Genomic DNA, 24225 nt, shown 5'->3' on the forward strand with positions numbered 1-24225 from the left:
GCGTCGGCCGCCGTGTCGCCGCGCGGCGGACCGACGCCGCGCCCTGCGTCAATGTCCGGCAAACGCGGTCAGGTTGCGCGTATCGTACTCGCGGGTGAAATTGTCGTAGCGCGATCTCACGAACGTATAGGATGTCCGATATTCCGGATACGCGGTCGCCGCGCCGAACAGCATGCCGATCTCGCGGCTGCTGAAGTTGCGGCGGATCTCGGCATGAAATGCGGCGCATTGCTGCATGGAGTTCGGCGGCGTGCAATCGGTAGTGAGCTTCGATGGTGCGGCCGCGGCGCGGGCGGGCGCGGAACTCACGGTAACCGGTTTCAGCGGCGCCTGAGGCTCGGCCGCATTCGCGGCAATGGCGAACAGCAAACTGGCGATGACGATGTGCTGGTTGGGTTTCACGACAATCTCCGTATGCGGGGGTGGCGGGAAAGCGGATGCGATCTGTCAGATGCACCCACGCCCCGAAAGCTGGCGGCCGACTCGGGAATTGCGCGACGGCCGCCGTCACCGATCTACTACGGCAAGGCGTGCCAGACATTACACGCCCGCGCACGCGAATCGCGCATGCATGCGCGCGATGTCACGGGTTGGTTGCGGCAAAGTATATAAATTCAAATTGTGTCAGGCGGCCATTTCCGGGCGCGCCGGTCGGTCGCCGCGCACGCCGGGCGTGAGATCGCCGCCGCGGCCCTTGTCGCCGACGTGCGGCAACGCCCGGTGGCCGCGCGTGTTCAGAACCTTTGCTGGTAGCTGGCGTAGAAAAACCGGCCAGGTGCGTCGTAGTCGGGAAAGAACGAGTTGAACAGAGCCGAACGCGCAACCGGCGGCGAGCGGCCGAACGCGTTGCGCGCGCCGAGCGTGAAACGTCCATGCCACGGCGCTTCCCAACTGCCTTCCAGGTCCGTGAAGGTCACGCTCGGCACGTGGTTTTGCGGCGCGGCGGCACCGCCGATCACGTGATCGGGAGCGGTGCACAACATGCGCAGCGATGGGTCGTGGAGCCGGGCGGCGAGATCGGTGACGCCACTGCAGTCCTCGTCGATATCCGAGAAATAGCGCGTGGTGATCGACGCGCCGAAAGCGCCGTTTTCCCAGACCAGCTGCAGTTGCGAACGTACACGCCAGATCACGCCGAACAGACCGCCGCTGTCGGCACTCGGGGCGTGCGTTCCGGCGATGTTGCCGGTTGCGATCGAGCCGTCGGCCAGCAACGTACCCGGGCCGGGTTTGCCGATCTCGCCGAAGTAGTCGACGTAGTTCAGGGTCCAGTACACGCCGATGCGGCCGACCGGCATGGCGCGCCGATAGCGGAGCGCAAAGTCGTAGCCTTCGGTCTCGATGCCGCCGGCGAGATTCTGCGGCAGGTCGATCACCTGCGCGAGCGTGCCGTCGGCGGCGCGCGTGATCTGCGCGCACGCGACGTCGCGGTTGCGCCGATAGCAGTCGTCGACAACCGCCTGCAAGCCGGTGTCGCCGATCGCGTTGTACAGACGAAGGTCGTACCAGTCCAGGTTCGCGTCGAGCCCTTCGATCCAGCCCGGAGTGAACACGAGGCCGACGCCGCGCGAGCGCGAGGTCTCCGGCTGCAACCGCGGGTTTCCACGCGAGATCGGGCGCGTGAGTTCCTGCGTGGAGTCGACGTTCGCCGGCACACCGAGTGCGGCACAGCGCGCCGACACCGCCGGCGTCGGCGGCGGCTCGTTGCGCGGGTCACAGGGATCATCGGGTCCGGCGTTGCCGATGCCGGTTGCCGCGCCCTGGAACAACTCGAAGATCGCCGGTGCGCGGAAGCCCTGCGCGTAGTTGGCGCGCACGAGCACATCGTCGACGATTTCCCAGCGCAGGCCGAACTGCGAATTCGTCGTGCCGCCGAAATTGGAGTAGCGGGAATGGCGCGTGCCGACGGTCAGGTCGAGTTTGCGTGCGAACGGCTTGTCGGCAAGCAGGCCCGCATCGAGTTCCAGGTAGGCTTCGGTGATCGAATAGGCGCCGCTGGTTGAATCGGCGGTGCCGCCGTTGCCATTTTCATTGCCGCTCGCGCGCAGCGGGTCCTCGATGGCCGCGCCGCTTTCGCGGCGATGATCGACGCCGGCGGCGAAGGCGAGCGCACCGCCGGGCAGCACCAGCAGTCCGGGCGAGCTCACGTGCGCGTCGAGCACGTGCGAGCCATCGCGTTGGCGGTTGGTCTCTGGCGCATCGACGTAGGCGAGCATCGCCGGCGTGATCGAGCCGGGTGGGCCGAACAAGTCCAGCGACACGCAGCCGTCGATCGGAGCGTCGGGTGCGCCGCAGCGTGGCAGGCCGCCGGCATCGCGAAACGACGGCCCGAGGGCCAGCGCAAGCTTGCGGTTGTCTGCATATGGGCCGGTGTGTTCGCGCTCGGCCACGCGCGTGACGGTCGCGTCGACGGCCCAGGAGAAGTTGCGATGGAACAGGTCGAAAGCGCCGTCGAGCCCGGCGTGCAAGCGGCGTGTGTCTGCCGTTTGCTCGAAGATGCGTGGACCGCCTTCGACGAGGCGCCGGTTCGCGGCGATGATCGGTTCGCCGAACGGGTTGTATGCGTTGCCCGCCGCGATCGGGATTGCTGCCGGGTCGCTCGGAAAGCGCGCGTCGAGGCGGATCAACGGCGGCGCCATCTGCTGCGTCGACCCGCGCCGGGTGAACAGTGCGTCGGCGGCGAAAGCGAGCCGGGGCGAGAATTCGTACCGCGCATGGGCGAACACGGCGCGACGCGTTTGCGGCGTTTGCAGATAGTTCAGCGGGGCGTAGTTGTACGTGTCGGCGAGCGGGTTGAAGTTGCGGAAATCCGCAGGCGAGGTGCCGCCGCGACCGTCGATCAACCGCAGATATGGCGGCCGCGGATGCGAGGCGAGCAGAAACCGCGTGAACGGTGTGGTGGGCGAGCCGGTCGCGTCGAGCGGCAGGCCGAAGTTGGGTACTGCGGAGATCACACGATTGCCGGCAAAAATCGCATCGTCGCGGCTCCACTCCGCGCCGCCCGATGCGCTCCAGTGTTCTCCCTTGCGGCCAAAGCCCAGATCGACTTTGCGGCGCCTGCCGTCATCGTAGTCGGTCTGCGCATGGTAGAGGTCGAGTTGGCCGCCGGAATGGTTCTGCCGCGTGACGATGTTGATCACGCCGGCAATGGCATCGGAGCCGTAGATCGCGGATGCGGAATCGAGCAGTACTTCGACGCGCTCGACCACTCCGACCGGGATTGCGCTCAGATCCACCGCGCCACCGATGTCGGAGACGAAGCGGTTGCCGTCGAGCAGCACCAGGGTACGATTGAAGCCGAGGCTGCGCAGGTTGACGAGCTGCTCGCCGCTGCCGCCATTGTTGATGTTCCGATTCAGCGTCGAACCGTTGGCGGAGAGGCCTTGCACGACGTCGGAGATGCTGGTCAGGCCGCTGCGCTCGATCTGCGCGCGATCAAGGATCAGCATCGGATGCTGGGTCTGCAGATCGATGGCGCGGATGTGCGAGCCGACGACTTCGATCGTGCCCAGTACTTGCGCATCCGGCGTTTCCTGCGCCCGTGCGCAAGTGAACGCCAGCGCCAGGCAAAGCGCGCACGACCGGCGGCAGCGGACCGAGGTGTGCTTCATCGGGCGCTGCCTTGGCCGGTACCGGCATCGTCTCGCTCCAGCGTGGCGGCGAAGAACAGCGGTGCTTCCATGGGCCCGTCGGCGACGTCGAAGCGCAGGCCGCGGATCGGGCCGGTCGCCTTCGGCACGTCGAGGGTGACGGCATAGACGAGTGAAGAAGGTTCTGTGCCGTCGCCACTGCGCACGCTTGCGCTGTTCGCGCCGGCCCAGGCGATGCGCGCGCTCGCCGCGGCGTTGTTCGGATTGAACGAGACCACGTCGCGCACGGTGCGGATTTCGAGCGCAACTTCATGGCTGTCCGCAGCGAGCAGCACGACGTGGGCGAACGGGCGCGGTGGCACGCCACGGTTCATCGGAATGTGCATGAAGGCGAGCACGTGCACGCGCCGCGCGACGATGTCCGGCACGGCGACGACGGCACTGCGGCGCAGTTGCGGCGCGATCGCCAGCGCGCTGTCGCCGCCGCTGAGCTGCACGCCGCCGTCGACGCGATAATCGACACCGAGAAAGCGCTGCGCGCCCGGCGCCAGCGTCGGCAGGTCGCCGCCGGCGGCCGGTTCGTTCCAGACCTTGCCGACGAGCGGCACGTTCACTGCCGCGGTGAGATCGAGTGGAATGTAGCGCGGATCGATCTCGGCGCCCGCTGCCGCCGCGAAAGCGATCGGCGCGGTCTGTGCGGCGTCGACGGATGACGCCGCGGCCGGCGCGGAGTTGTGCAGCTGCATGCGCAACGCGTCGAGGTCGGCATCGGTCAGGCCTTGTGCCGGATCGGGGTCGAGTATGCGTGCAAGGCGCGTCAACGCAGTGGCGGCAAGTTCGGTGTGTGGCAGTTCCCAGAGCAGCCAGCGGCCATTGATCGTGCGCGCGAGCAGGCGCCTGCCGTCCGGCGAGAAGGCCAGCTTGGCGATGCCGTCGTCGCCGGTGATCGGCGCGGTCAGCGATGCGGACAGGCGCCGCCCCGTGCGCGTGTCAATCAGGTGCACGGCATTGCGCGTGGCGAGGGCCGCGCGCGTGCCGTCGGCAGCGAGCGCAAAGTCGTACATGGCGTCGGGAATCGCTTCGCCGAGAGCGCTGCGCAGGTGGCCGTCGCCGGCGAACGAGATCAATGCCTCTCTACCGCCGCGATGCACGATCAGACCGTCGCCGCGTGCGCGCAACACGGCGTTGACCTGTACTCGTGGCTGCCCGCTCAGGGTCAGTTCGCGGCAGGCGTCCAGATCCCAGCGCTTCAGCTCCGATCCCGCCGCGGTCGAGGTGACGAACCAGGCACTGCGCCCGTCTGCAGCCAGGGCAAAATTCCACAGTTCGCCGAGTTTCGGCGCGCACGATACCGCGCCGCCTTCGAGTGCAACGCGCAGCGGGCCGGTGCTGGCGTGGCTGGCGCTGTTCCAGGTCATGACCAGGGCGTAGCGACCCTGTGCATCGATCTTGAGGTCGTTTATCGAATCGACCTCGAATGGTGTTCCGTGCACGGCGCCACGGGTGAGGTCGATCAGGTGTATGCGCTCACGCAGGACGTCGCCGTTGTAGGCCGCGGTGGTCAGCACGAGCAACGGTGCGGCTTGCGCAAACACCGCTCGCAGCGGCGTCTGCGGAAGCAGTATGGGCGTACCGCGCAGTTGCCAGGTGGCGGGGTCGATGACGCGCACGCTGCGGCCGGCGATGGTTGCCAGCGCATGGCCGTCGGGCGACAGCTCGGCAAAGCGCACCGGTTCGGGATGGCGCAACGGTGGTGAGATCGGTGCGCCAGTTGCGGCGTCGGCGATACGCACCGTACTGTCGTCGACCGTGACGAGTTGCTTGCCGTCGAAGGTCAGCACCTGCGCTGGCAGCGCCGCGGCGTGCGCTTCGAACAGCGCCGAGGGCGGCAGGCGCCAGATCTCGAGCAAGCCGCTGTCGCCGCCAAGGACGAGCCTGCGTGCAGTTGCCGAGACGTCGAAGGCGGTGCCGAAGTCCGGATGGCCGCGCAAGCGCGCGGCGCCTGGCACAGCCGCGTTGTTGAACGGCGCAGGCGGCGTCAAGGTGGCCTGGTTCAATTCGGAATTGGCGTTGTCGAAGGTGCCGCCGCCGAACAGGGTGTCGCCGGCGAAGCGCAGCAGCGAGGCGCCGCTGCTCTCGTGCAGAAAGCTCAGCGGGACGGTACGCGGCAGCAGCGTGGCGACATCCCACAGCCGCACCTGGCCGCTCTCGTCGATTGCGGCAAGCGTGCGATCGTCGGCGCTGAATTCGACGCGCAGCACGCGCGCGGTCGGGCCGGAGCCGAGTTCGACCGCGTGTCCATCCGCGACGTCGATCAGGCGGACCGCGCCGTTGACGCTGCCGAGCGCGAGCCAGCGCCCGTCGCGACTGAATCGCCACGCCCGCACCAGGCTGGTCTGCGGCAGTTGCAACTGCCAGCGTGGCGTCAGATTCGGCACCTCGTACAGCCCCAGGTGCGCCGAGTCGCGTGTGCCGAGCCAAGTGTGGCCGTCGGGCGCCGGCAGCCAGAAGTCGGCGACCAGTGTCGTCGAGCGGGTGTGTTTGGGTCCGATCGCGCGCCAGCCATCCACCTCGTAAAACTGCGCCGAATCGGGCCAGCGCAGCGATTTGTCGGAACGGAAACGCACCAGCGCGCGATGTGCCGTGTCGTCGTAGACGATGTCGGCCTGTTTTTCGGCGAGGCCCTGCGGCCAGAGCACACGGCCGTCGCGGGCATCGAAGGCGATCATGTCCGAGTAGCGCGGTACGGGTACGACCGGCTGTTCGATCGGCGTCACCAGCAGGAAACGGCCGTCAGCGGTGTAGTGCAGGCCGGTCTGCGGCGCACCGTAGTCGCCACCTGCCATCAGGAAGGTGCGGTTGTCGCTGACGACCGCCCAAGTCTGGTGCAGGTTGTCGAGTTCGTACTGGCGCACGTGGCGTGGGCCGTCCCAGATGCGCGTCCCGGTGGCGACGGCGAAGTGGCGGCCGTCCGGCGCGATCGCAACCGAGGTCGCGCGCTCGGCGGGCGGCAGTCGGATCAGATCGATCAGCCGCGGCGCGTTGGCGAGGATCGTACCGATGCGCTGGCGTTCGATCGCGGCCTCCTCGGCGCGGTCAGCGGCCTCCATTTCGGCGAGATTGGCGATAAGCGGGCGCAGACTGCGGAAACCATCACCCTCGGCGAGCGCCTGTTGCGCGGTCTGCGCGCGTGTCGCCCAAAGGTTGTCGCGTGCGTCAATCGCACTGCTTTCGGCGCGGCGCCATTGCAAAGTCGTGGCGAGGATGCCGACGACGAGCGCGCCGAATGCAAGCAACGCGGTCGCGGCGAGCTTCGGCTCGCGCCGCGCCCAGCGCAGCAGGCGCGGCGCTGCGCCGAGCGGGCGCGCGTGCACGCCGCGGCCATCGAGAAAGCGGCCGAGATCATCGGCCAGGTCGCGCGCGCTTGCGTAGCGAGCGGGCGCGTCGCGCAGCATGCACTTGCCGATGATTGCCTCGAGATCGCGCGGCAGGCCCGGTGCGCGGCGCCGCGGGTTGTCGACATTGCCCTTGAGCACCAGTTTGAGCGTTTCCTGCGGTGAGGCGGCTAGAAACGGCGGCTGTCCGCAGACCAGTTCGTAGCCGATCGCTCCGAGGCCCCAGATGTCGGTCGCCGGGGTGATACGCGCGGTGCGCGGCGCGGCCTGCTCGGGCGCCATGTAGCTGGGCGTGCCGGAGATTTCCTCGTGGTTGGCGACGAGCGCGGTATCGAGGCGGCGCGCGAGGCCGAAATCGGCAACGTGGGGCACACCGTCCTCGTCGAGCAGGACATTGGCCGGTTTGAGGTCGAGGTGCAGCACGCCAAGCCGATGTGCATAGTCGACGGCCTCGGCCACGGTGCGCAGCAACTGTGCGGCGCGCCGCGGTGCGAGCCTGCCTTGTTCGCGCAGCAGCTGTGCCAGCGAGCCGCCTTGGATCAGGCGCATGCTGAAGTAGTGCATCTCGTCCTGGCTGCCGACCTCGTAGATCGGCACTATGTTCGGATGCTGCATGCGTGCGGCGTTTTGCGCCTCGCGGCGGAAGCGCTCGATGAATTCGTGCGAAGCCCACGGCCCGGCGGCGAGGAGCTTGAGCGCCACATCGCGATCGAGCCCCTGCTGGCGCGCGCGGTAAACCACACCCATGCCGCCTTCGCCGATCAGTTCGACGAGTTCATAGTCGCCGAAATGGCGCTGCGCCGGATCGGCGAGGTCCAGTTCCAGCGAGGCGATCGGCACCAGCGCGAGGTGGCGACCGAAGGCGGGAGCGTTGCTCCGCGCCGCCGCACGCGCAAAGGCGAGTTGCGCGAGCCGCGACATTTCGCCGGCGCCAAGCGTTGCGGACCGGCCGTCCGCACATCTGTTTGCCGACGCGTCGGCGATGGGCGCGGACATCAGCCTTGCGCTCCGCCGAGTTCGATGAGCAGGACGTCCTGCTCGGAGGCGAGATCGGCCTCCGATGCGACCGTATCGGCGAGTTCGTCGGCGACGAGTTCGCGGAAACGCTGACGCAGGCGCTTTAGCGCCAGCGTCAGCACCAGCGGCCGGCTGCCGAGTTTCGCGGCGATGGCCTCGTATTCGCCACTGACCGGCTCGCGCGCGAGCAGGGGCTCGAGCCGTTCGTACATGTCGAGGTGGCCGGTCTGTCGCGCCTCGCTGCGCAGCCGCCGCAGGGTGCGGTCGAGAATCTGCAAGGCAAACGCACGCTGGAAACTCTGCTCGGGCGAAGGCGCGTCGACCGGCTCACGCCGATAACGGTCCTCCAGTCCGTCCGGCGTTTCGCGATCGTTGGCCGGCGACATCGCTGCGGGGCGATCCTTGGCGGCGAGGAAGCTGCGCAGCCGGGCGAGCAAGTAGACTCGATACGGACCCTGCGCCGTCGACCCGCCATCCGGCACGGGCGCAGTTTCGCCGGTGAGCTGACTCAGAAATCCTTGGGTCAGCGCGGCGGCGGCGGCGGACGTGTGTCCGCAGCGGCGCAGATAGACGTACACCGGATAGCGGAAGCGATTCGACAATTCACCCAGCGCATTGCGTGCCCCGTCCGCCTCCGCTGTGCCGACGTGCGTCGCGATCGACCAGCGTGTCGCCGCGAATCGCTCCTGCGTATCGATGGAAATGGAGGTCATTTCGCTCCCCGGAATGGTTTTCGCGACATTTTGCATACGGCGATTGCAGGCGGCGATTGCAGGCGGTGATTGCAGGCGGTGATTGCAACCGGCGATTGCATCCGGAACGCGTTCGACCGCTCGCGCCGCGCTTGCGCGATCACGGCGGCGGCGCTATCCGGGCGCGAGCAGGTGCGGCAAGGTTTTGTGCATGTGGTCGATTTCTTGGTCGAATGAGGCGGCGTCCGCGGCGGTCTCCGCCAATTCTTCGCGCACGCACGCCTGCAAACGTGCACGCAGGCGGTGCACCGCGACCGCGAGCGTGCCGCGCTTCATCTGTAGAGTTTCGGCCAGGCGCGCATAGTCGTCTTCGCTGGGACGTTCGATCAGGAATTCGCTGAGCGCGTCGAACAGGTCTGTTTTTCCGGCCTTGGCGATCTCGGCCTGCAGACGATGCAGCGCGGCGCGCAGAACGGTTTCAGCCCAGCTGCGCTCGAAAACCTGTTCCGGCGTGGTCGGCTGCCGGGCGTCGTCGAGCTGGTCGTGCGTGTCGATCGCATCGAGCGGCGCATGCTGGACGGCACCGCCACGCTTGAGCGCACGTTCGCGATCGACCTCGTCACCGAGAAAATGCTTGAGCGCGGTCAGCAGGAGGGAGCGGAAGCGGCCGCGCGCCGGATCGGCTTGCGCATGAACGGCGCGTTCGATGAAGCTGACGAAGAAGCCTTGGGCGAGATCCTCGGCGACATCAGGTGCGTGACCGCGCGCGCGGATGTAGGCGAGCACGGGAGGGCGATAGGTGCGGCAAAGCGATTCCAGGGCTGCGCGCGCGTCGGCCTGTTCACCGCGGCTGCGCAGCACCACGCTCCAATGCGTCGTTTCGAACCGGCTCATCGGCACGTCCCCGGATTTGACGCCGGTCACAGTCTGCCACAAACGCATGCCGACGCGGCAAGCCGCGCGCGCGCGGTGTGCATGCATCCTGGCCCAGCGATCGGAACAAAGCCGGCCCCGCTCCAGGCGGGGCCGATTCCAGGCAGGCGGAATACTGGCTGCAGGATCACTTGGTCGATGCGAATGCGGTCAGATGCTGCTCGTCGTAGGCGCGTGCGAAAGCATCGTAGCGGCGGACGACGTTGTCGTACGACGAACGGTACTCGGGGTATGCGGTCGCGGCGCCAAACAACATGCCGATTTCGCGGCCGTTGAAGTTGCGGCGGATTTCGTTGTGAAAGGCGGCGCACTCGGCCATGCTGTTGGGCGGCGTGCAGTCGAGCGTGTGGCCGCTGCGCGGGGCCTTTGCGGACGAGCGTTCCGAATGCACGACGACCGACGAGAGGGACGATTGCGGGTCCGCCTGGGCGACGCTGGCTGCGGCGACAAGGGCGATTGCGATGCTGAGTAGACGGGTTTTCACGGCATGCTCCTCGAAATGATGGATGGGCGGAATTTTCCTGAATCGAGGATGCGGCCCGTCCGTTTGACCGCACCCTCTCCCTGACACACGGCCTTTGCATCGTGCAGTGGCTGAAGTTTTTGCCTTCGACCTAGAGTGCGGAAACCGGTGCGGACGATTACAGCGCCGGGCGGCTGGCGGGAAAAACACGCGCGCAGGCAGACGCGCACGCGTTGCGCGCGCGCGGGGGAAACATCGGTGATCGGGAGCTAGGGCTTGCCGGTGTCGACCAGTGTGCCGACCGCTTCGCCGCGCACGATGCGCATCAGATCACCTTCGCGGCTCATGTCGTAGATGCGCAGTGGCAGCTTGTTGTCGCGGCAAAGCGCGATCGCGGCGGTGTCCATCACCGCGAGCTTGCGTTCGATCACCTGGTCGTAGCTCAGGCGCTCGTAGCGTGTCGCGCTCGCGTCCTTCTTCGGATCGGCCGTGTACACGCCGTCGACCTTGGTCGCCTTGAGCACGAGGTCGGCACCGATCTCGATCGCGCGCAGCGCGGCGGCCGAGTCGGTGGTGAAGAACGGATTGCCGGTGCCGGCGGCGAAGATCGCGATGCGGCCTTTTTCGAGATGGCGGATCGCGCGGCGACGGATGAAATCCTCGCAGACTTCGTTGATCTTGATCGCGCTCATCACGCGCGCTTCGCCGCCGGATTTCTCGACCGCATCCTGCATCGCGAGCGCGTTGATGACGGTGGCGAGCATGCCCATGTGGTCGCCAGTGACGCGATCCATGCCGGCCGCGGCGAGGCCTTCACCGCGGAAGATGTTGCCGCCGCCGATCACCATGCCGACCTGCACGCCGGCGCGCTCCACTTCGATCGTTTCGCGCGCGAGGCGGTAGATCACCTTCGGGTCGATGCCGTAGTCGGCCTCGCCCATCAACGCTTCGCCGGAGAGTTTGAGGAGGATGCGTTTGTACTTCATCTCGGCGGGCATGGCAGGTCTCGTCTCGGGTTGCGAAATTATATCGTGGCCAAAGAGAAATCGCCGGAAGCGAGTTTTGACATCGTGCCGGCAATGACCCGCAAGGTGACCACCACGAAAGGTGGCTGAAAAAAACCCGCAGTTGCCTGCGGGTTTTGCGCTTTCCTCAAAGCGGGTCGTTCAGACCTTCATCGCTTTGGCTACTTCCGCCGCGTAGTCCTCGACCACCTTCTCGATGCCTTCGCCGACGGCGAGACGCTGGAAGCCGACGATGTCGGCGCCGGCGGCCTTGGCCGCGGCTTCGACGCTCTTGTCGGTGTCGAGCACGTAGGGCTGGCCGTAGAGCGTGTTCTCGTTGACGATCTTGGCGATCTTGCCGCCGATGATCTTTTCGAGGATTTCGGCCGGCTTGGCCTTGTCCTTCTCACTCATCTTGGCCAGCTCGATTTCCTTTTCCTTGGCGACGAAATCGGCCGGCACGTCGGCGGCCTTGTTGTACGGCGGGTTCATCGCGGCGACATGCATCGCCACGCCCCGCGCGAACTCCGCGTCTCCACCTTTGACTTCGGCCAGGACGCCGATGCGGCCACCGTGCAGGTAGGCGCCGACGTTGTTCGTGCTGTCGATGCGCACGAGGCGGCGTACCTGCACGTTCTCGCCGACCTTGGCGATCAGCGCGGCGCGGGCTTCCTCGACCGTCTCGCCGGAGGCGAGCTTGACGCTCTTGAGTGCCTCGGCATCCGCCGCGCCCGACGCGAGGGCGGCCTGCGCCACGGCGTCGGTGTAGGCGATGAAGTTCGCATCCTTGGCGACGAAGTCGGTTTCGGAGTTGATCTCCACGAGTACGGCCTTGCCGCCGCTCTGTGCCATCGCGATGCGGCCTTCGGCGGCGATGCGGCTGGCCTTCTTGTCGGCCTTGGCCAGACCCTGCTTGCGCAGCCACTCGGCCGCGGCGTCGATGTTGCCCTGGTTTTCGGTGAGCGCCTTCTTGCACTCCATCATGCCGGCGCCGGTACGCTCGCGCAGTTCCTTGACCAGGCTTGCGGTGATTTCCATGGGGACCTCTCGTTTCGGAAGTTGAGCGCGATTCTGGAGATCGCGCGTTGCACTCAGTTGAATTTTTCCCCTCTGCCGGCGGGAAAACGCAGCCCGTCCGGGCAGATGAGAGAGACGCCTCGCACGGATGGGAAAGCACTGCCGATCCACAGCGCACTTTCCTCATCCGGTGCTTTGCTGACGCGGCTTCTCCCGGAGGGGGAAGGGAAGCAGAAGCAGAAGCTTAGGCCGCTGCGTCCTTGTCGGCCGCTTCATTCTCGGCCACTTCGGCTTCGGCACGGGTATCACCGCTGACCTTTTTCGCCGCCGGCGCGGGGCCGCGGCGCTGACCGGCAGGGGCCTTCTTCGGCGCCGGCTTGCCGCGCGGCGGTTTGCGACGGTCGTCGCGGTCGTCGGCACGCTTCTTCGTCACCGGGTTGCCGTCGGCATCGAGTTCGACGAACTCGTCCTTGGCCGCGGCGACGTAGGCCGGGGCGGCGGCCTTGCCTTCGAGTACCGAGTCGGCGGCGGCGCGCGCGTAGAGTTGCACGGCGCGGATCGCATCGTCGTTGCCGGGGATGGCGTAGTCGACCAGCGACGGGTCGTAGTTGGTGTCGACCACGGCGACGACCGGAATGCCGAGCTTTTTCGCTTCCTTGATCGCGATGTCTTCGTGGCCGATGTCGATCACGAACAGCGCGTCGGGCAGGGCGTTCATGTTCTTGATGCCGCCGAGCGACTTCTCGAGTTTTTCCTTCTCGCGCACGAGGCCGAGAACTTCATGCTTGACCAGCTTTTCGAAGCGGCCGTCGGTGGCCATCGCCTCGATTTCCTTCAGGCGCGCGACCGACTGCTTGACCGTGCGGAAGTTGGTCAGCATGCCGCCGAGCCAGCGCTGGCTGATGTAGGGCATGCCGCAGCGCGCGGCTTCTTCCTTGATCGTGTCGCGTGCCGAGCGCTTGGTGCCGACGAACAGCACGGTGCCGCGCTTCTGCGCGATCGCCGAGAGGAAATTCATCGCGTCGGTGAACAGCGGCAGGGTTTTTTCGAGGTTGACGATGTGGATCTTGCCGCGCGCGCCGAAGATGTACGGCGCCATGCGGGGATTCCAGTAACGGGTCTGATGACCGAAATGCACGCCGGCTTCGAGCATCTGGCGCATGGTGACTTGAGGCATTGTATACTCTCGCTGCAATGGACATCCTCGCGCATTGAAGGTTGGCGCGATGAGTCCGGGGTTTAACCTCCACGTGTCCAGCGTTGGCGACCTCGAATCCCGAAGGGACCGAAGCACCCCGACAACGGTATCGACACGTGTGCGGATTTGGGCACTGCGCCCGGCGGACTTGGGAATTCGCTCCCTCGACCGCATTTCGAAAGCCGACTACCGTGGTTGCAGCGGCCCGCGAAACTTTGAAATTATAGCCTGCATGGGCGCCCGGCGACAAGCGCCGAGGTTTTTGCCCGTCATGGCGGCGGTGTAAGCTGTTCCCGATTCCTGATTACCCATTGCCTATTGCCCATGCCTGTCACCATCAAAACCCCCGAGCAGATCGAAAAAATGCGCGTCGCCGGCAAGCTCGCCGCGGAAGTGCTGGAAATGATCGTGCCGCACGTCAAACCCGGTGCGACGACCGAAGATCTCGACAGGCTCTGCCACGACTACATCGTCGATGTGCAGAAGGCGGTTCCGGCCAACGTCGGCTACAAGGGGTTTCCGAAGACGATCTGCGCCTCGGTCAATCACGTTATCTGCCATGGCATCCCGAGTCCGGGCAAAGTGTTGAAAGATGGCGACATCGTCAATATCGACGTCACCGTGATCAAGGACGGCTGGCACGGCGACACCAGCCGCATGTACTACGTCGGCAAGCCGGACGTGCGTGCGCAACGCCTGTGCACCGTCACCTACGAGGCGATGATGCTCGGCATCGGCCAGGTCAAACCCGGCGCCACGCTCGGCGACATCGGCAATGCTATCCAGAAGCACGTCGAGGCGGCCGGCTTCTCGGTCGTGCGCGAATACTGCGGCCACGGCATCGGCCAGATCTACCACGAGGACCCGCAGGTGCTGCACTACGGCCACCGCGGCCAGGGCCTGCGCCTGGAGAAGGGCATGACCTTCACGGTCGAGCCGATGGTCAATGCGGGCAAGCCGCAGACGCGTCTGCTGCCCGACGGCTGGACCGTGGTCACGCGCGACCATTCGCTGTCCGCGCAATGGGAGCACACCATCACTGTCACCGACGACGGCTACGAGATCCTGACGCCCTGGCCGCAGGCGGCGTAGCGTCGAAGAAGCAAAGCTCCACCACGAAAACACGAGGGACGCGGAGAACGGCAAAGCACATATCTCGAGTCGGCTGTTTTTCCTTTCTCCGGGCCCTTCGTGTCTTCATGGTGAATCTGTTGATCTGTTGACGTCGATGTCCAATACCGTCCCCCATTCCCTCGTCCCGTCAATATCGCTGCCGCGTTTGCCGAAAAGCGTGCCGCGTTCAGGCGTGTCGGAGCCGGCGCGGCTCGCGCTGCGCCAATTGCTAGGCGACACCGGTCGCCGCCTCGCCGAGGCCTTCGCCGCGATCGACCGCGACCGCTACGACGCGGCCACGGCCGAACTGATCCGTGCCCGCTCGCGTGCGGTCGAACGTATCGTCAGCCATGTCTGGGTTGCCTGCGTCGGCGAGAGCGACGCGCTCGCGTTGTTCGCCGCGGGCGGATTCGGGCGCGAGGAGATGTTCCCGTATTCCGATGTCGACCTGCTCGTGTTGACCGTGCCTGCGCCTGCGCCCGCCGCGCTGCGCGCGGTCGAGTCGTTCTTCACCTGCCTGTGGGACATCGGCTTGAAGCCCGGCCACGCGGTGCGCACGCCGGCCGAATGCCGCGAACTGGCCGGTGCGGACGCGGTGATCTACACCAGTCTGCTGGATGCGCGCCTGCTGCTCGGCGCGGCCGCGCTTGCCGACGAATTCGCGCAGCTGATGCGCGACGAAACGCTGTGGCCGCCGGCGCAGTATTTTGCCGCCAAGCGCAGCGAGGAGGAGCAGCGCCGGGCCAAATTCAACGACACCGCCTACAATCTCGAACCGAATCTCAAGGATGGCCCCGGCGGTCTGCGCGCGCTGCAGCTGATCCTGTGGCTCGGCAAGCGCCTGTTCGATGCGCCGACGCTGCAGGCTCTGGTCGCGCGCGGCATGCTGTCCGCGGACGAAGCCGTTGCGGTCGAGGCCGCGCGCGCGCGGCTGCAGCACATCCGCTACGCCCTGCATCTCGCCGCCGGACGCCCCGAGGAGCGCCTGCTGTTCGACTATCAGCGCCTGTTGGCCGAGCGTCTGGGCTACACCGACGAGCATGCGCGCAATCTCGGCGTTGAACAGTTCATGCAGAGTTTCTTCCGTGCGGCGATCGTGGTCGCGCGGCTTAACGAACAGTTCGTGCAGCGTTGCGAGGAAGTGCTCGATGCGGACACCGCTTCCGCGATTCCGCAACGCCTGAGCATCGACTTCGTCAGTCTCGGCGGCCGCCTCGACTGCGATCCGCCCGATCTGTTCCTGCGCCGCCCCGCCGCGCTGATCGACCTGTTCCGTGTCTGGATCGAGCACCCCGAGATCAAGGGTCTGCGCGCCGACCTGGTCAGCCGCATCAACGAGGCGCTGACCAGGATCGGCCGGGATCTCGCCTTCGACGACGAGGTCAACACCGCGTTCGCGCGCCTGTTGCGCAAGGGCGCGCCCGCGGTCGACGCGCTGATCCGCATGAACCGCCATGGCGTACTCGCGCACTACCTGCCCGCGTTCGGCCGCGTCGTCGGGCGCATGCAGTACGACCTGTTCCACGTCTACACGGTCGACGAGCACACGATGCGCGTGTTGCGCAACGTCGCGCGCTTCGCCGATGCGGACAGGAGCCGCGAATTCGCGCTCGCGCACGAATTGTTCGGACGGCTGGCGAAGCCGGAGCTGCTGATCCTCGCCGCGCTGTTCCACGACATCGCCAAGGGCCGCGGCGGCGATCATTCCGAGCTCGGCGAGAAGGACGCGCGAGAATTCGGCGCCGCGCTCGGGCTGTCCGCGGCCGATATCGATCTCGTCGCCTGGCTGGTGCGCTGGCATCTGCACATGAGCGTCACCGCGCAGCGCCAGGACATCAACGATCCCGACGTCGTGCATCGCTTCGCCACCACGGTCGGCGATTCCGAGCGGCTCGACTACCTCTATCTGCTTACCTGCGCCGACATCGCCGGCACGAGCTCGAAATTGTGGAACTCGTGGAAGGACAAGCTGCTCGCCGATCTCTACACCAGCGCACGCTACGTGCTGCGCGGTGGCCTCGAGCGGCCGCCGCACATGCCCGAGCGCGTGCGCGAGGCGCAGGCGCAGGCGTACGATACGCTGGCCGAGCTGGGCTTGTCGGCGCAGTCGATCGGGCGCATCTGGTCGGATTTCCCCGAGGAAACCTTCCTGCGCTTCAAGCCGGGCCTGATCGCCTGGCAGACGGCGGGCATCGCCAACGCGCGCGACGCGAAAGCCCCGCTCGTGCTCGTCGACCCGCAGGGGCCGCGCGGCGGCAGCGAAGTGTTCGTCTACGCGCCGGACCGCGACGGCCTGTTCGCTGCGGTGACCGCCGTTTTCGAGCGCATGCGCCTGTCGGTGCTCGACGCGCGCGTGGTCACCTCCAAAAGCGGCATGGGCATGGACAACTTCCTCGTCCTCGACGCGAATTCGCGCACGCTCGATGCGGGCACGGTCGAGCGCCTGCGCGCCGCACTCGAGCAGACGCTGCGGCAGAATCCGTATCCGGTCGCGGTCGGCACGCTGCGGCCGGTGAGCCGGCTCAAGCATTTCCACACGCCTCTGCGCATCGAATTCCGCGAGGACGCGCAGAGCGCGCGCACCCAGCTCGCGCTGGTCTGCTCGGACCGGCCCGGCCTGCTCGCCGCGGTCGCGCAGGTGCTGCGCGATGGCAGGATGCGCGTGCACGACGCGCGCATCGCCACGTTCGGCGAGCGCGTCGAGGATTTCTTTCAGCTCACCGATGAATACAATCGCATGCTCGACGCAGATGCCTGTGCGAGCTTGCGCGACGCGCTCGCCGAGCGCCTGGCGGCACCCGCCGTCACGAACACCAACAGCGTGGAAACCTATGTCATCTCTTGATCCGTCCACGATTGAGTCTGTGATTGATTCGGCCTGGGGACGCCGCTCCGATCTGCCATCCGGCGAAGTCGAATCCGTGCTGCGTCCGGCGATCAAACGTGCGCTCGACCTGCTCGAAAGCGGCGAGCTGCGCGTGGCCGAATCCGACGGGCACGGCGGCTGGAAAGTGAACCAGTGGTTGAAGAAGGCCGTACTGCTGTCTTTCCGCATCCATGGCAACAAGGTGATGGACGCCGCGCCGGCGCCGTACTACGACAAGGTGCCGCTGCGCTTCGAGGGCTATGATGAGGAAAAATTCCGTGCCCTCGGTGCACGTGCCGTACCCGGCAGTGTCGTGCGCCGCGGCGCGCACATCGCGCGCGACGTCGTGCTGATGCCGAGCTTCGTCAACATCGGGGCCTACGTCGGCGCTGGCACGATGGTCGACACCTGGGCCACGGTCGGCTCGTGTGCGCAGATCGGCAAGAACGTGCACCTGTCCGGCGGCGTAGGCATCGGCGGCGTGCTCGAACCGCTGCAGGCCGGGCCGACGATCATCGAGGACGATTGCTTCATCGGCGCGCGCTCCGAGGTTGTCGAGGGCTGCATCGTCGAGCGCGGCAGCGTGATCGGCATGGGCGTGTTCATCGGCCAGTCCACGCGCATCTACAACCGCGCCACGGGCGAGGTCAGCTACGGCCGCGTGCCCGCGGGCAGTGTCGTTGTCGCCGGCTCGCTGCCGGCCAAGGACGGCAGCCACAGCCTCTACGCCGCGGTGATCGTCAAGCAGGTGGACGAGAAGACGCGCAGCAAGACGTCGATCAACGATCTGTTGCGCAGCGGTGAATGACATGGCCGCAAAAGTATACGGATTGGAAAAATGCAGCACCTGTCAGAAGACGCGCAAGTGGCTGGACAAGCACAAGGTCGAATACCAGTTCATCGACTACCGTGAGCACCGCGTCGACGCGGCGACGCTGAAGGATTGGGCGCAGCAGGCCGGCGGCTGGGACAAGCTCGTCAACCGCACCGGCATGACCTGGCGCAACCTGCCGCCGAACCGCAAGTCGCCCGAGTCCGATCCGGAGTGGCTGCTGCTGATCAGGGAATATCCCGCGCTCGTGCGCCGTCCCGTCGTCGTGCGCGACGGTGCGGTGAGCCTCGGTTTCTCCGACACGCTGTTCCAGCAGATCTTCGGCGCATGAGCGACGTTCTCGACCTCACGATCGACCTGATCCGCCGCCCCTCGGTCACGCCGGACGACCACGGCTGCCAACAGTTGCTTGCCGAACGCCTCGCGCGCGCGGGCTTCGCGACCGAACATCTGCGCTACGGCGAGGTCGACAATCTCTGGGCGAGGCACGGAACCGATGGGCCCGTGCTCGTGTTCCTCGGCCACACCGACGTCGTGCCGCCAGGGCCGCTCGACAAGTGGACCAGTCCGCCGTTCGAGCCGACGATCCGCGGCGGCAAGCTGTACGGCCGCGGCGCGGCCGACATGAAGAGCGGCGTTGCGGCGATGACGCTCGCACTCGAAGCATTCGTCGCCGCGCATCCGCAACACCGCGGCACGATCGCGCTGCTGGTCACCAGTGACGAGGAGGGGCCGACCAATGTCGACGGCGTGCGTCGCGTGGTCGAGGAATTTCGCCGCCGCGGCCAGCGCATCGACTGGTGCGTAGTCGGCGAGCCGTCGTCGGCGCAGAAATTCGGCGATGTCATGCGTGTCGGCCGGCGCGGTTCGCTGTCCGCGCATCTGACGGTGCGGGGCGTGCAGGGCCACGTCGCCTATCCGGACAAGGTGAAGAATCCGATCCATCTCGCCGCGCCGGCGCTGGCCGAACTGGCGGCGACGAAGTGGGACGAGGGCAACGCGGAATTCCCGCCGACATCGATGCAGATTTCGAACGTCCACGCCGGTACCGGCGCGCTCAATGTCGTGCCGGGCACGCTCGACGTCGATTTCAATTTCCGCTATTGCACCGAAAGCACGGCCGAATCGCTACGCGAACGTGTGGATGCGATCCTGCGCCGGCACGGACTCGATTTCGACGTCGCCTGGGACCTGTCGGGCGCGCCGTTCCTCACCCGCGAAGGCGCGCTGCGCGTGGCGGCGAGCGCGGCGATCCGCGAACTCTGCGGCATCGCACCCGAGGCGAACACGGGCGGCGGTACCTCGGACGGGCGCTTCATCGCGCCGCTCGGCGCCGAAGTGGTCGAGCTCGGGCCGATCAATGCCTCGATCCACAAGATCGACGAGCACGTTTCGATCGCCGAACTGGAAAAGTTGCCTGCGTTGTTTCTGCGCATCGCTGAAAAACTGTTCGCCTGAATCGCGCAGGAAACGCCGCACAACCGCAGCGAGCGCAGCAGGTGGCGCCGCGTTTTCTCAACCGAAATGGCAGATGTAGTGATAGCCCTCGGCCGTGCGGATCTCGAACGCCGAGTTCGCCGGCACGCTGAACTTCTCGCCCGCGCCGGACTTGATCCACGCCTCGCTGCCGTTCAAGCGATACTCGCAGGAGCCGGCCACGCCTTCCATGATTTCGGGCGCGCCGGTGTTGAAGGTCAACGTCGACGGCAGGATCACGCCGACCGTCTTGCGGCTGCCGTCGGCGAAATGCAGCGTGTGCGATACGCACTTGCCATCGCCGAACAGGTTGGCCTTCGTGCTGACGCTGGCGGGGCTCAGGGTTTCGGTCGTCATCGGTTGCTCATCCTTTCGGTGAAAGTATCAATTTGTACTTTGTCGCGCCGGGCAGAAACGGTGTCGGCTTGCCCTGCGCCCAATCCTCGTGGCCCGCGCCGTAGAACGGCGACAGCGGGTTGCCGCTCTGTCCGCCGGGCATGTGGAAATAGCCGCTTTCCTCGTGCCCCGGCTGCACGCCGAAGCGTTCGCTCGCGCCGAACGTCGCACCCTGCACGCGCGGCATGTTGGCATCGCCCGGCAATTCTTCCGAAGGCATGTCGATCAGCCTGCCGAGCAGCGGCAGCGCCGCACTCAAGGGATGGTCGATATGCGTTTTCGTCACCTCGCCCCAGCGGCGCGCGGCAAGCCCGCCCGGCTGCGCGCCGAGCTTCGTGGCGACCCGCTGCGCGCACTGGCGCAAAAGGTCGTCCCAGTCGGCGTAGCCTGGCGGCAGCAGGTACGGCGGTTTCTGCGCGAGGATCGCGTCGACCTGGTGTTCGCCCTGGAAATGCGCGGGAAACTGGAAGTCGGGGTATTTCGCGCGCACCACGGCCGCGAAGCCGCCCAGCACGGTGTCGATCACCTCCAGGCGGAACGCGCGCGCGAGGCGGTAGCCGACGGAATTCGGATCCGCGCGGCCGTTCCAATCGTCGGCAAGCTTGTTCATGTCGGCGAGATCGGGCGAGCCGGCCCTCGCCAGCACGTCGCGCAGGCGCTGGTGCCATGGTTGCAGGAACACGGCGCGGTCGTCGAGCTGGATGGCGAGGAAATCGGCCGGCGCGAATTGCTGCTTTGCCTGCAGGTCGTCGCGGATCTGGCGCTGGCGCGCGCCGAGATCGAAGCCGCCGTCGCCGACCCGGGCATAGTCGGGTGAATCGAAATCGAGCGTGCGCGAATTCGCCGTCCAGACGCGCGCCGCGGGCGGATTGGTCACCCGCGGATAGTCGGCCGGATCGAGCCAGCCGTCCCAGCCGCTGCCGGGCTGGCTCCAATCGCAGGGCAGTTGCGGATCGCAGGTGCCGGTGCGATGCGGAATGCGTCCGGCGATCGTCCAGCCGACGTTGCCGGCAGCGTCGCCGACGGTGAAGTTCTGCGCCGGCATGCCGGCGCGATTGGCGACGGCCATGGCCTCGTCCACCGACGCTGCGCAATCCAGATTGAGCAGCTCCATGTTGATGCCGCCGGGTTGCAGCGCAGTCCAGGCAAGTGCGAGCGGCGTGCCGTCGGCGTCGTCGGCGAGGATCGGGCCCCACTGCGTGTCGCGCACTTCGAGTTTCTCGTCGGGTGCGTTGTGTACTTTGATTATTTCTATACTTTTGGTGATCGGCTGAGAGCCGTCTGCGGTGCGGTAGCGATCCTTGTCGGCCGGATCGAGGTTGACGCGCACCCAGTCGAGCCAGTCGCCGTAGCTGTTGGTGAAGCCCCAGGCGATGTGGCGGTTGCTGCCGGCGACGAGCGCGGGCAGGCCGGGCAGGGTGACGCCGGTCAGATCGATGTCTGCGCCCGCGCGGTGCGGGTCGGGATATTGCAGGCGCGCGCGGAACCAGATGTTCGGCACGCGCAGGTTGAGATGCATGTCGTTGGCGACCATCGCCGCGCCGTTCCGGGTCAGCGTTCCGCCGACCGCGAAGTTGTTGCTGCCGAGCACCTGCCATTCCCCCTCTCCCTCAAGCGAAGCTTCGGGGAGAGGGTAGGGAGGGCGGGGCTTTTCCCTTTTCTCTCGCGATGAGGCCAAGATCAAAAGCACCTCCTCACTCCGTACCCTCTCTCCCGACGATGGAGCCGTCGCGGGAGAGGGGATGTGGTCGGCGAGCTTGAGCCGCTTCGCATCGGCCTTGCGCAGGTCGATGTCGCCTTCCGGCGGCAGCGCCGGCAGTGGCATCTGCGCGCCGGCCAGCGGCGCGTCCCACGGGCCGCTGGCCGTACGCAGGAACGTGAACACGCTCTGCGGCAGCGCGGCCCGCATCTTCGCGTATGCCAATTCGCGCGCGTTGGTCGAGTCGTTCAGGTCGAAGAACATCGCGTCGAGCACGAGGATGGAGTCGGCTTCGTTCCACGGCCGCGGCGTTGCGCCGAGCAGCCAGTATTCCCACGGCCGTGATGCAAGCGCGGCGAGGCCGTCGTTGACGCCGTCGCGGTAGGCGGCGATATCGGCATGCTGCTCGGGCGGCAACGATGCGAGCAGGGCCTCGGCGCGTGCGCGCATGCGGAACGCACGCCGCTGCCGGTCGAGCTTCAGCGTGGCCGTGCCGACAAGTTCGGACAGCTCGCCCGCGGCCGCGCGGCGCATCAGGTCCATCGCGAAGAATCGCTCCTGTGCGTGCACATAGCCTAGCGCCCGGGACACGTCGGTGCGGCTTTGGCCGTGAATTGTTGCCGTGCCCTGCGCATCGCGCTCGATCGATACGGGTTGTTTCAACCCTTGTGTCTGCGCCGTTCCGTCCAGCGGAGGCAGGCTGGCGCGAACAAGCAGGAAGGCCGCCACCGCGGCAGCGACGAGGAGGACGACGAGAGCCGCAGAAACTCGCGCGATGACGCGCAGGATGCGATGCATGGTGTTCCTAGGTTGCCTGGGCGAGCACGGCGCGAACGGCCGCGAGATCCACGTCCGGCACGACGTCCGCCTTGCCGACGCCGCGCCAGAGGATCAAGCGCAGGCTGCCGGAAAGATTCTTCTTGTCGAGTTGCATCAGGCCGATGAGCCGGTCCGGGTCGAGGCCCGCGGGAACCGTCGTCGGCAATCCGAAACGCTCGAGCAGTGCGACGAGACGGTGCGTGTCCGCAGCCGCCGCGCGGCCGAGATTCGCCGACAGCCGCGCGGCGAGCACCATGCCGACCGCGACGGCTTCGCCGTGCAGCAGGCCGCCGTAGCCCATCGCCGTTTCGATCGCGTGGCCGAAGGTGTGGCCCAGGTTGAGCAAGGCGCGCTCGCCCTGCTCGGTCTCGTCGCGGGCGACGATGCCGGCCTTCTGCCGACAGCAGTGTGCGATCGTCGCGGTCAGCGCCTCGCCTTCGCGCGCGAGCAGCGCGTCGGCGTTGCGTTCGAGCCCGGCGAAGAACTCCGCGTCGCCGAGCGCGCCGTACTTGATCACCTCGGCGAAACCGGCGCGCAATTCGCGCGCAGGCAGGGTCGCGAGGGTGTCGGTATCGGCGATCACCGCGCGTGGCTGGTGGAATGCGCCGACCAGGTTCTTGCCCTGCGCCAGGTCGACCGCGGTCTTGCCGCCGACCGAGGAGTCGACCATCGCCAGCAAGGTCGTCGGAACCTGGACGAAGGCGATGCCGCGCATCCAGCACGCCGCGGCGAAGCCAGCCAGATCGCCGATGACGCCGCCGCCGAGGGCGATGATGGTCGCATCGCGATTGGCTTTCATCGCGGCCAGCGCGTCGAATACCTGCGCCGCGCTGGCGAGCGTCTTGAATGCCTCGCCGTCCGGAAGCAGCAGCCGGGTGACAGTCATCCCCGGGAGCGAAGCGCGGTGTTCTCCCTGCAGGACGTCATCGCCGCGGTGGAGCAGCGCATTTTCCAGACGTTCGAGATAGAGCGGAGCGACGACGTCGTTGCTGACGATCAGCGCATGGCGGCCGCAGATCGCGGCGGCGATCCGCGGTGCATCGCCGAGCAGGCCGGCGCCGATCGCGATCGGGTAGCTGCGCGCGCCGAGTTCGACGCCAAGCTCGATGGGCGCAACCGGCGCAGCGGTCATGCCGCCTGCTCCGGCGCGGCCTGCGCGGAGCCGCGTCGCCACTGCGCGTTCAGTTCCTCGACGAGGCGCCGCGCCGTGGCGCCACTGCTGCCGTTGAAGCCGGTCGGCATGACGAGGTCGGCGGTTTCGCGGTACAGCGGCTCGCGTTCGGCGGCGAGTCGGGCCAGGCGCTCGCGCCGGTCGGGCCCGGCGAGCAGCGGGCGTTTGCGGTCGTGGGCGAGACGTTTCAATTGCTGTTCGATCGTGGTTTCGAGGTAGACGACGTAGCCGCGCTCGCGCAGATGCCGACGGTTGTCCGCGGCAAGGACCGCGCCGCCACCGGTCGACAGCACGATGCCCGGCCGTGCACTGAATTCGGCCAGCAGTTCGGTCTCGCGCTTGCGGAAACCGGCTTCGCCCTCGAGTTCGAAGATCAGTGGGATCGTCGCGCCGCTGTGCTCTTCGATCTCGTGGTCGAGGTCGTGGAAGTCGAGACCGAGCTGCGCGGCCACGCGCCGTCCGACCGTGGTCTTGCCGGCGCCCATCGGGCCGATCAGGAAGAGGCTGGGGGCGGGGTTCATGGGCTGGGAGTCGTGGGCGGGAA

General features: G+C 67.0%; 18 protein-coding genes. 5 read left to right on the top strand and 13 right to left on the bottom strand.

Annotated elements, in window-relative coordinates:
* Window positions 1–48 precede the first annotated feature (48 nt).
* From AC16HO_RS04440 to rpsB, 9 genes are all read right to left on the bottom strand, one after another.
* Window positions 49–402, bottom strand: a complete 354-nt coding sequence (locus tag AC16HO_RS04440) for a hypothetical protein (protein WP_395641782.1) — start codon at window positions 400–402, stop codon at window positions 49–51.
* Window positions 403–734: 332 nt separating this feature from the next.
* Window positions 735–3611: a TonB-dependent receptor plug domain-containing protein gene (locus tag AC16HO_RS04445; protein ID WP_395641783.1), complete on the bottom strand. Its 2877-nt coding sequence runs from the start codon at window positions 3609–3611 to the stop codon at window positions 735–737.
* Window positions 3608–7981: a WD40 repeat domain-containing serine/threonine protein kinase gene (locus tag AC16HO_RS04450; protein ID WP_395641784.1), complete on the bottom strand. Its 4374-nt coding sequence runs from the start codon at window positions 7979–7981 to the stop codon at window positions 3608–3610. The genes AC16HO_RS04445 and AC16HO_RS04450 overlap by 4 nt, the downstream gene beginning before the upstream one ends.
* Window positions 7981–8715, bottom strand: coding sequence for a hypothetical protein (locus tag AC16HO_RS04455; protein ID WP_395641785.1), 735 nt, complete (start codon window positions 8713–8715; stop codon window positions 7981–7983). Before AC16HO_RS04455 ends, AC16HO_RS04450 begins: the two co-directional genes overlap by 1 nt.
* Window positions 8716–8868: 153 nt before the next feature.
* Window positions 8869–9588: an RNA polymerase sigma factor gene (locus tag AC16HO_RS04460; protein WP_395641786.1), complete on the bottom strand. Its 720-nt coding sequence runs from the start codon at window positions 9586–9588 to the stop codon at window positions 8869–8871.
* Window positions 9589–9754: 166 nt separating this feature from the next.
* Window positions 9755–10111, bottom strand: coding sequence for a hypothetical protein (locus AC16HO_RS04465; RefSeq protein ID WP_395641787.1), 357 nt, complete (start codon window positions 10109–10111; stop codon window positions 9755–9757).
* A gap of 248 nt (window positions 10112–10359) precedes the next feature.
* Window positions 10360–11088 carry a UMP kinase gene (gene pyrH, locus AC16HO_RS04470; protein ID WP_395641788.1) on the bottom strand — a complete coding sequence of 243 codons (729 nt, stop codon included), beginning with the start codon at window positions 11086–11088 and terminating at the stop codon, window positions 10360–10362.
* Window positions 11089–11256: 168 nt separating this feature from the next.
* Window positions 11257–12132 carry a translation elongation factor Ts gene (gene tsf / locus AC16HO_RS04475; protein ID WP_395641789.1) on the bottom strand — a complete coding sequence of 292 codons (876 nt, stop codon included), beginning with the start codon at window positions 12130–12132 and terminating at the stop codon, window positions 11257–11259.
* Between the two features lie 223 nt (window positions 12133–12355).
* Window positions 12356–13288: a 30S ribosomal protein S2 gene (gene rpsB / locus AC16HO_RS04480; protein ID WP_395641790.1), complete on the bottom strand. Its 933-nt coding sequence runs from the start codon at window positions 13286–13288 to the stop codon at window positions 12356–12358.
* A gap of 345 nt (window positions 13289–13633) precedes the next feature.
* On the opposite strand from rpsB, the gene map reads away from it, so the two are divergent.
* The 5 genes from map to dapE all read left to right on the top strand — a co-directional run bounded on the left by map (window position 13634) and on the right by dapE (window position 19578).
* The gene (map, locus tag AC16HO_RS04485; protein ID WP_395641791.1) at window positions 13634–14401 is read left to right on the top strand and encodes a type I methionyl aminopeptidase; all 768 of its coding nucleotides are present in this window, start codon (window positions 13634–13636) and stop codon (window positions 14399–14401) included.
* A gap of 136 nt (window positions 14402–14537) precedes the next feature.
* Entirely contained in the window at window positions 14538–17267 is a 2730-nt protein-coding gene (gene glnD, locus AC16HO_RS04490) for a [protein-PII] uridylyltransferase (RefSeq protein WP_395641792.1), read from the top strand.
* Entirely contained in the window at window positions 17155–18096 is a 942-nt protein-coding gene (gene dapD / locus AC16HO_RS04495) for a 2,3,4,5-tetrahydropyridine-2,6-dicarboxylate N-succinyltransferase (protein WP_395642155.1), read from the top strand. The genes glnD and dapD overlap by 113 nt, the downstream gene beginning before the upstream one ends.
* Before the next feature lies 1 nt (window position 18097).
* Window positions 18098–18451, top strand: a complete 354-nt coding sequence (locus AC16HO_RS04500) for a Spx/MgsR family RNA polymerase-binding regulatory protein (protein WP_395641793.1) — start codon at window positions 18098–18100, stop codon at window positions 18449–18451.
* Entirely contained in the window at window positions 18448–19578 is a 1131-nt protein-coding gene (gene dapE / locus AC16HO_RS04505) for a succinyl-diaminopimelate desuccinylase (RefSeq protein WP_395641794.1), read from the top strand. The genes AC16HO_RS04500 and dapE overlap by 4 nt, the downstream gene beginning before the upstream one ends.
* Before the next feature lie 57 nt (window positions 19579–19635).
* On the opposite strand, the gene ppnP is transcribed toward dapE, so the two are convergent.
* From ppnP to AC16HO_RS04525, 4 genes are read right to left on the bottom strand one after another with little or no spacing between them, the layout of a single operon-like run.
* A complete protein-coding gene (gene ppnP, locus AC16HO_RS04510) occupies window positions 19636–19953 on the bottom strand; it encodes a pyrimidine/purine nucleoside phosphorylase (RefSeq protein ID WP_395641795.1) in 318 nt (105 codons plus the stop codon).
* Window positions 19954–19960: 7 nt separating this feature from the next.
* Window positions 19961–22489, bottom strand: a complete 2529-nt coding sequence (locus AC16HO_RS04515; protein WP_395641796.1) for a penicillin acylase family protein — start codon at window positions 22487–22489, stop codon at window positions 19961–19963.
* Window positions 22490–22496: 7 nt separating this feature from the next.
* Window positions 22497–23642 carry a 3-dehydroquinate synthase gene (aroB, locus tag AC16HO_RS04520; RefSeq protein ID WP_395641797.1) on the bottom strand — a complete coding sequence of 382 codons (1146 nt, stop codon included), beginning with the start codon at window positions 23640–23642 and terminating at the stop codon, window positions 22497–22499.
* Window positions 23639–24202 carry a shikimate kinase gene (locus tag AC16HO_RS04525; protein WP_395641798.1) on the bottom strand — a complete coding sequence of 188 codons (564 nt, stop codon included), beginning with the start codon at window positions 24200–24202 and terminating at the stop codon, window positions 23639–23641. Before AC16HO_RS04525 ends, aroB begins: the two co-directional genes overlap by 4 nt.
* Window positions 24203–24225 lie beyond the last annotated feature (23 nt).

Source organism: Rudaea sp. (assembly GCF_057139185.1).

What these genes read in the sequence shown, in the direction of transcription:
- glnD (WP_395641792.1), top strand. Translation starts at nt 14,538, where the DNA reads ATGTCCAATACCGTCCCCCATTCCCTCGTCCCGTCAATATCGCTGCCG.
- AC16HO_RS04525 (WP_395641798.1), bottom strand. Translation starts at nt 24,202, where the DNA reads ATGAACCCCGCCCCCAGCCTCTTCCTGATCGGCCCGATGGGCGCCGGC.
- ppnP (WP_395641795.1), bottom strand. Translation starts at nt 19,953, where the DNA reads ATGACGACCGAAACCCTGAGCCCCGCCAGCGTCAGCACGAAGGCCAAC.
- AC16HO_RS04450 (WP_395641784.1), bottom strand. Translation starts at nt 7,981, where the DNA reads ATGTCCGCGCCCATCGCCGACGCGTCGGCAAACAGATGTGCGGACGGC.
- rpsB (WP_395641790.1), bottom strand. Translation starts at nt 13,288, where the DNA reads ATGCCTCAAGTCACCATGCGCCAGATGCTCGAAGCCGGCGTGCATTTC.
- AC16HO_RS04460 (WP_395641786.1), bottom strand. Translation starts at nt 9,588, where the DNA reads ATGAGCCGGTTCGAAACGACGCATTGGAGCGTGGTGCTGCGCAGCCGC.
- AC16HO_RS04515 (WP_395641796.1), bottom strand. Translation starts at nt 22,489, where the DNA reads ATGCATCGCATCCTGCGCGTCATCGCGCGAGTTTCTGCGGCTCTCGTC.
- map (WP_395641791.1), top strand. Translation starts at nt 13,634, where the DNA reads ATGCCTGTCACCATCAAAACCCCCGAGCAGATCGAAAAAATGCGCGTC.
- tsf (WP_395641789.1), bottom strand. Translation starts at nt 12,132, where the DNA reads ATGGAAATCACCGCAAGCCTGGTCAAGGAACTGCGCGAGCGTACCGGC.
- dapE (WP_395641794.1), top strand. Translation starts at nt 18,448, where the DNA reads ATGAGCGACGTTCTCGACCTCACGATCGACCTGATCCGCCGCCCCTCG.
- AC16HO_RS04455 (WP_395641785.1), bottom strand. Translation starts at nt 8,715, where the DNA reads ATGACCTCCATTTCCATCGATACGCAGGAGCGATTCGCGGCGACACGC.
- AC16HO_RS04500 (WP_395641793.1), top strand. Translation starts at nt 18,098, where the DNA reads ATGGCCGCAAAAGTATACGGATTGGAAAAATGCAGCACCTGTCAGAAG.
- aroB (WP_395641797.1), bottom strand. Translation starts at nt 23,642, where the DNA reads ATGACCGCTGCGCCGGTTGCGCCCATCGAGCTTGGCGTCGAACTCGGC.
- pyrH (WP_395641788.1), bottom strand. Translation starts at nt 11,088, where the DNA reads ATGCCCGCCGAGATGAAGTACAAACGCATCCTCCTCAAACTCTCCGGC.
- AC16HO_RS04445 (WP_395641783.1), bottom strand. Translation starts at nt 3,611, where the DNA reads ATGAAGCACACCTCGGTCCGCTGCCGCCGGTCGTGCGCGCTTTGCCTG.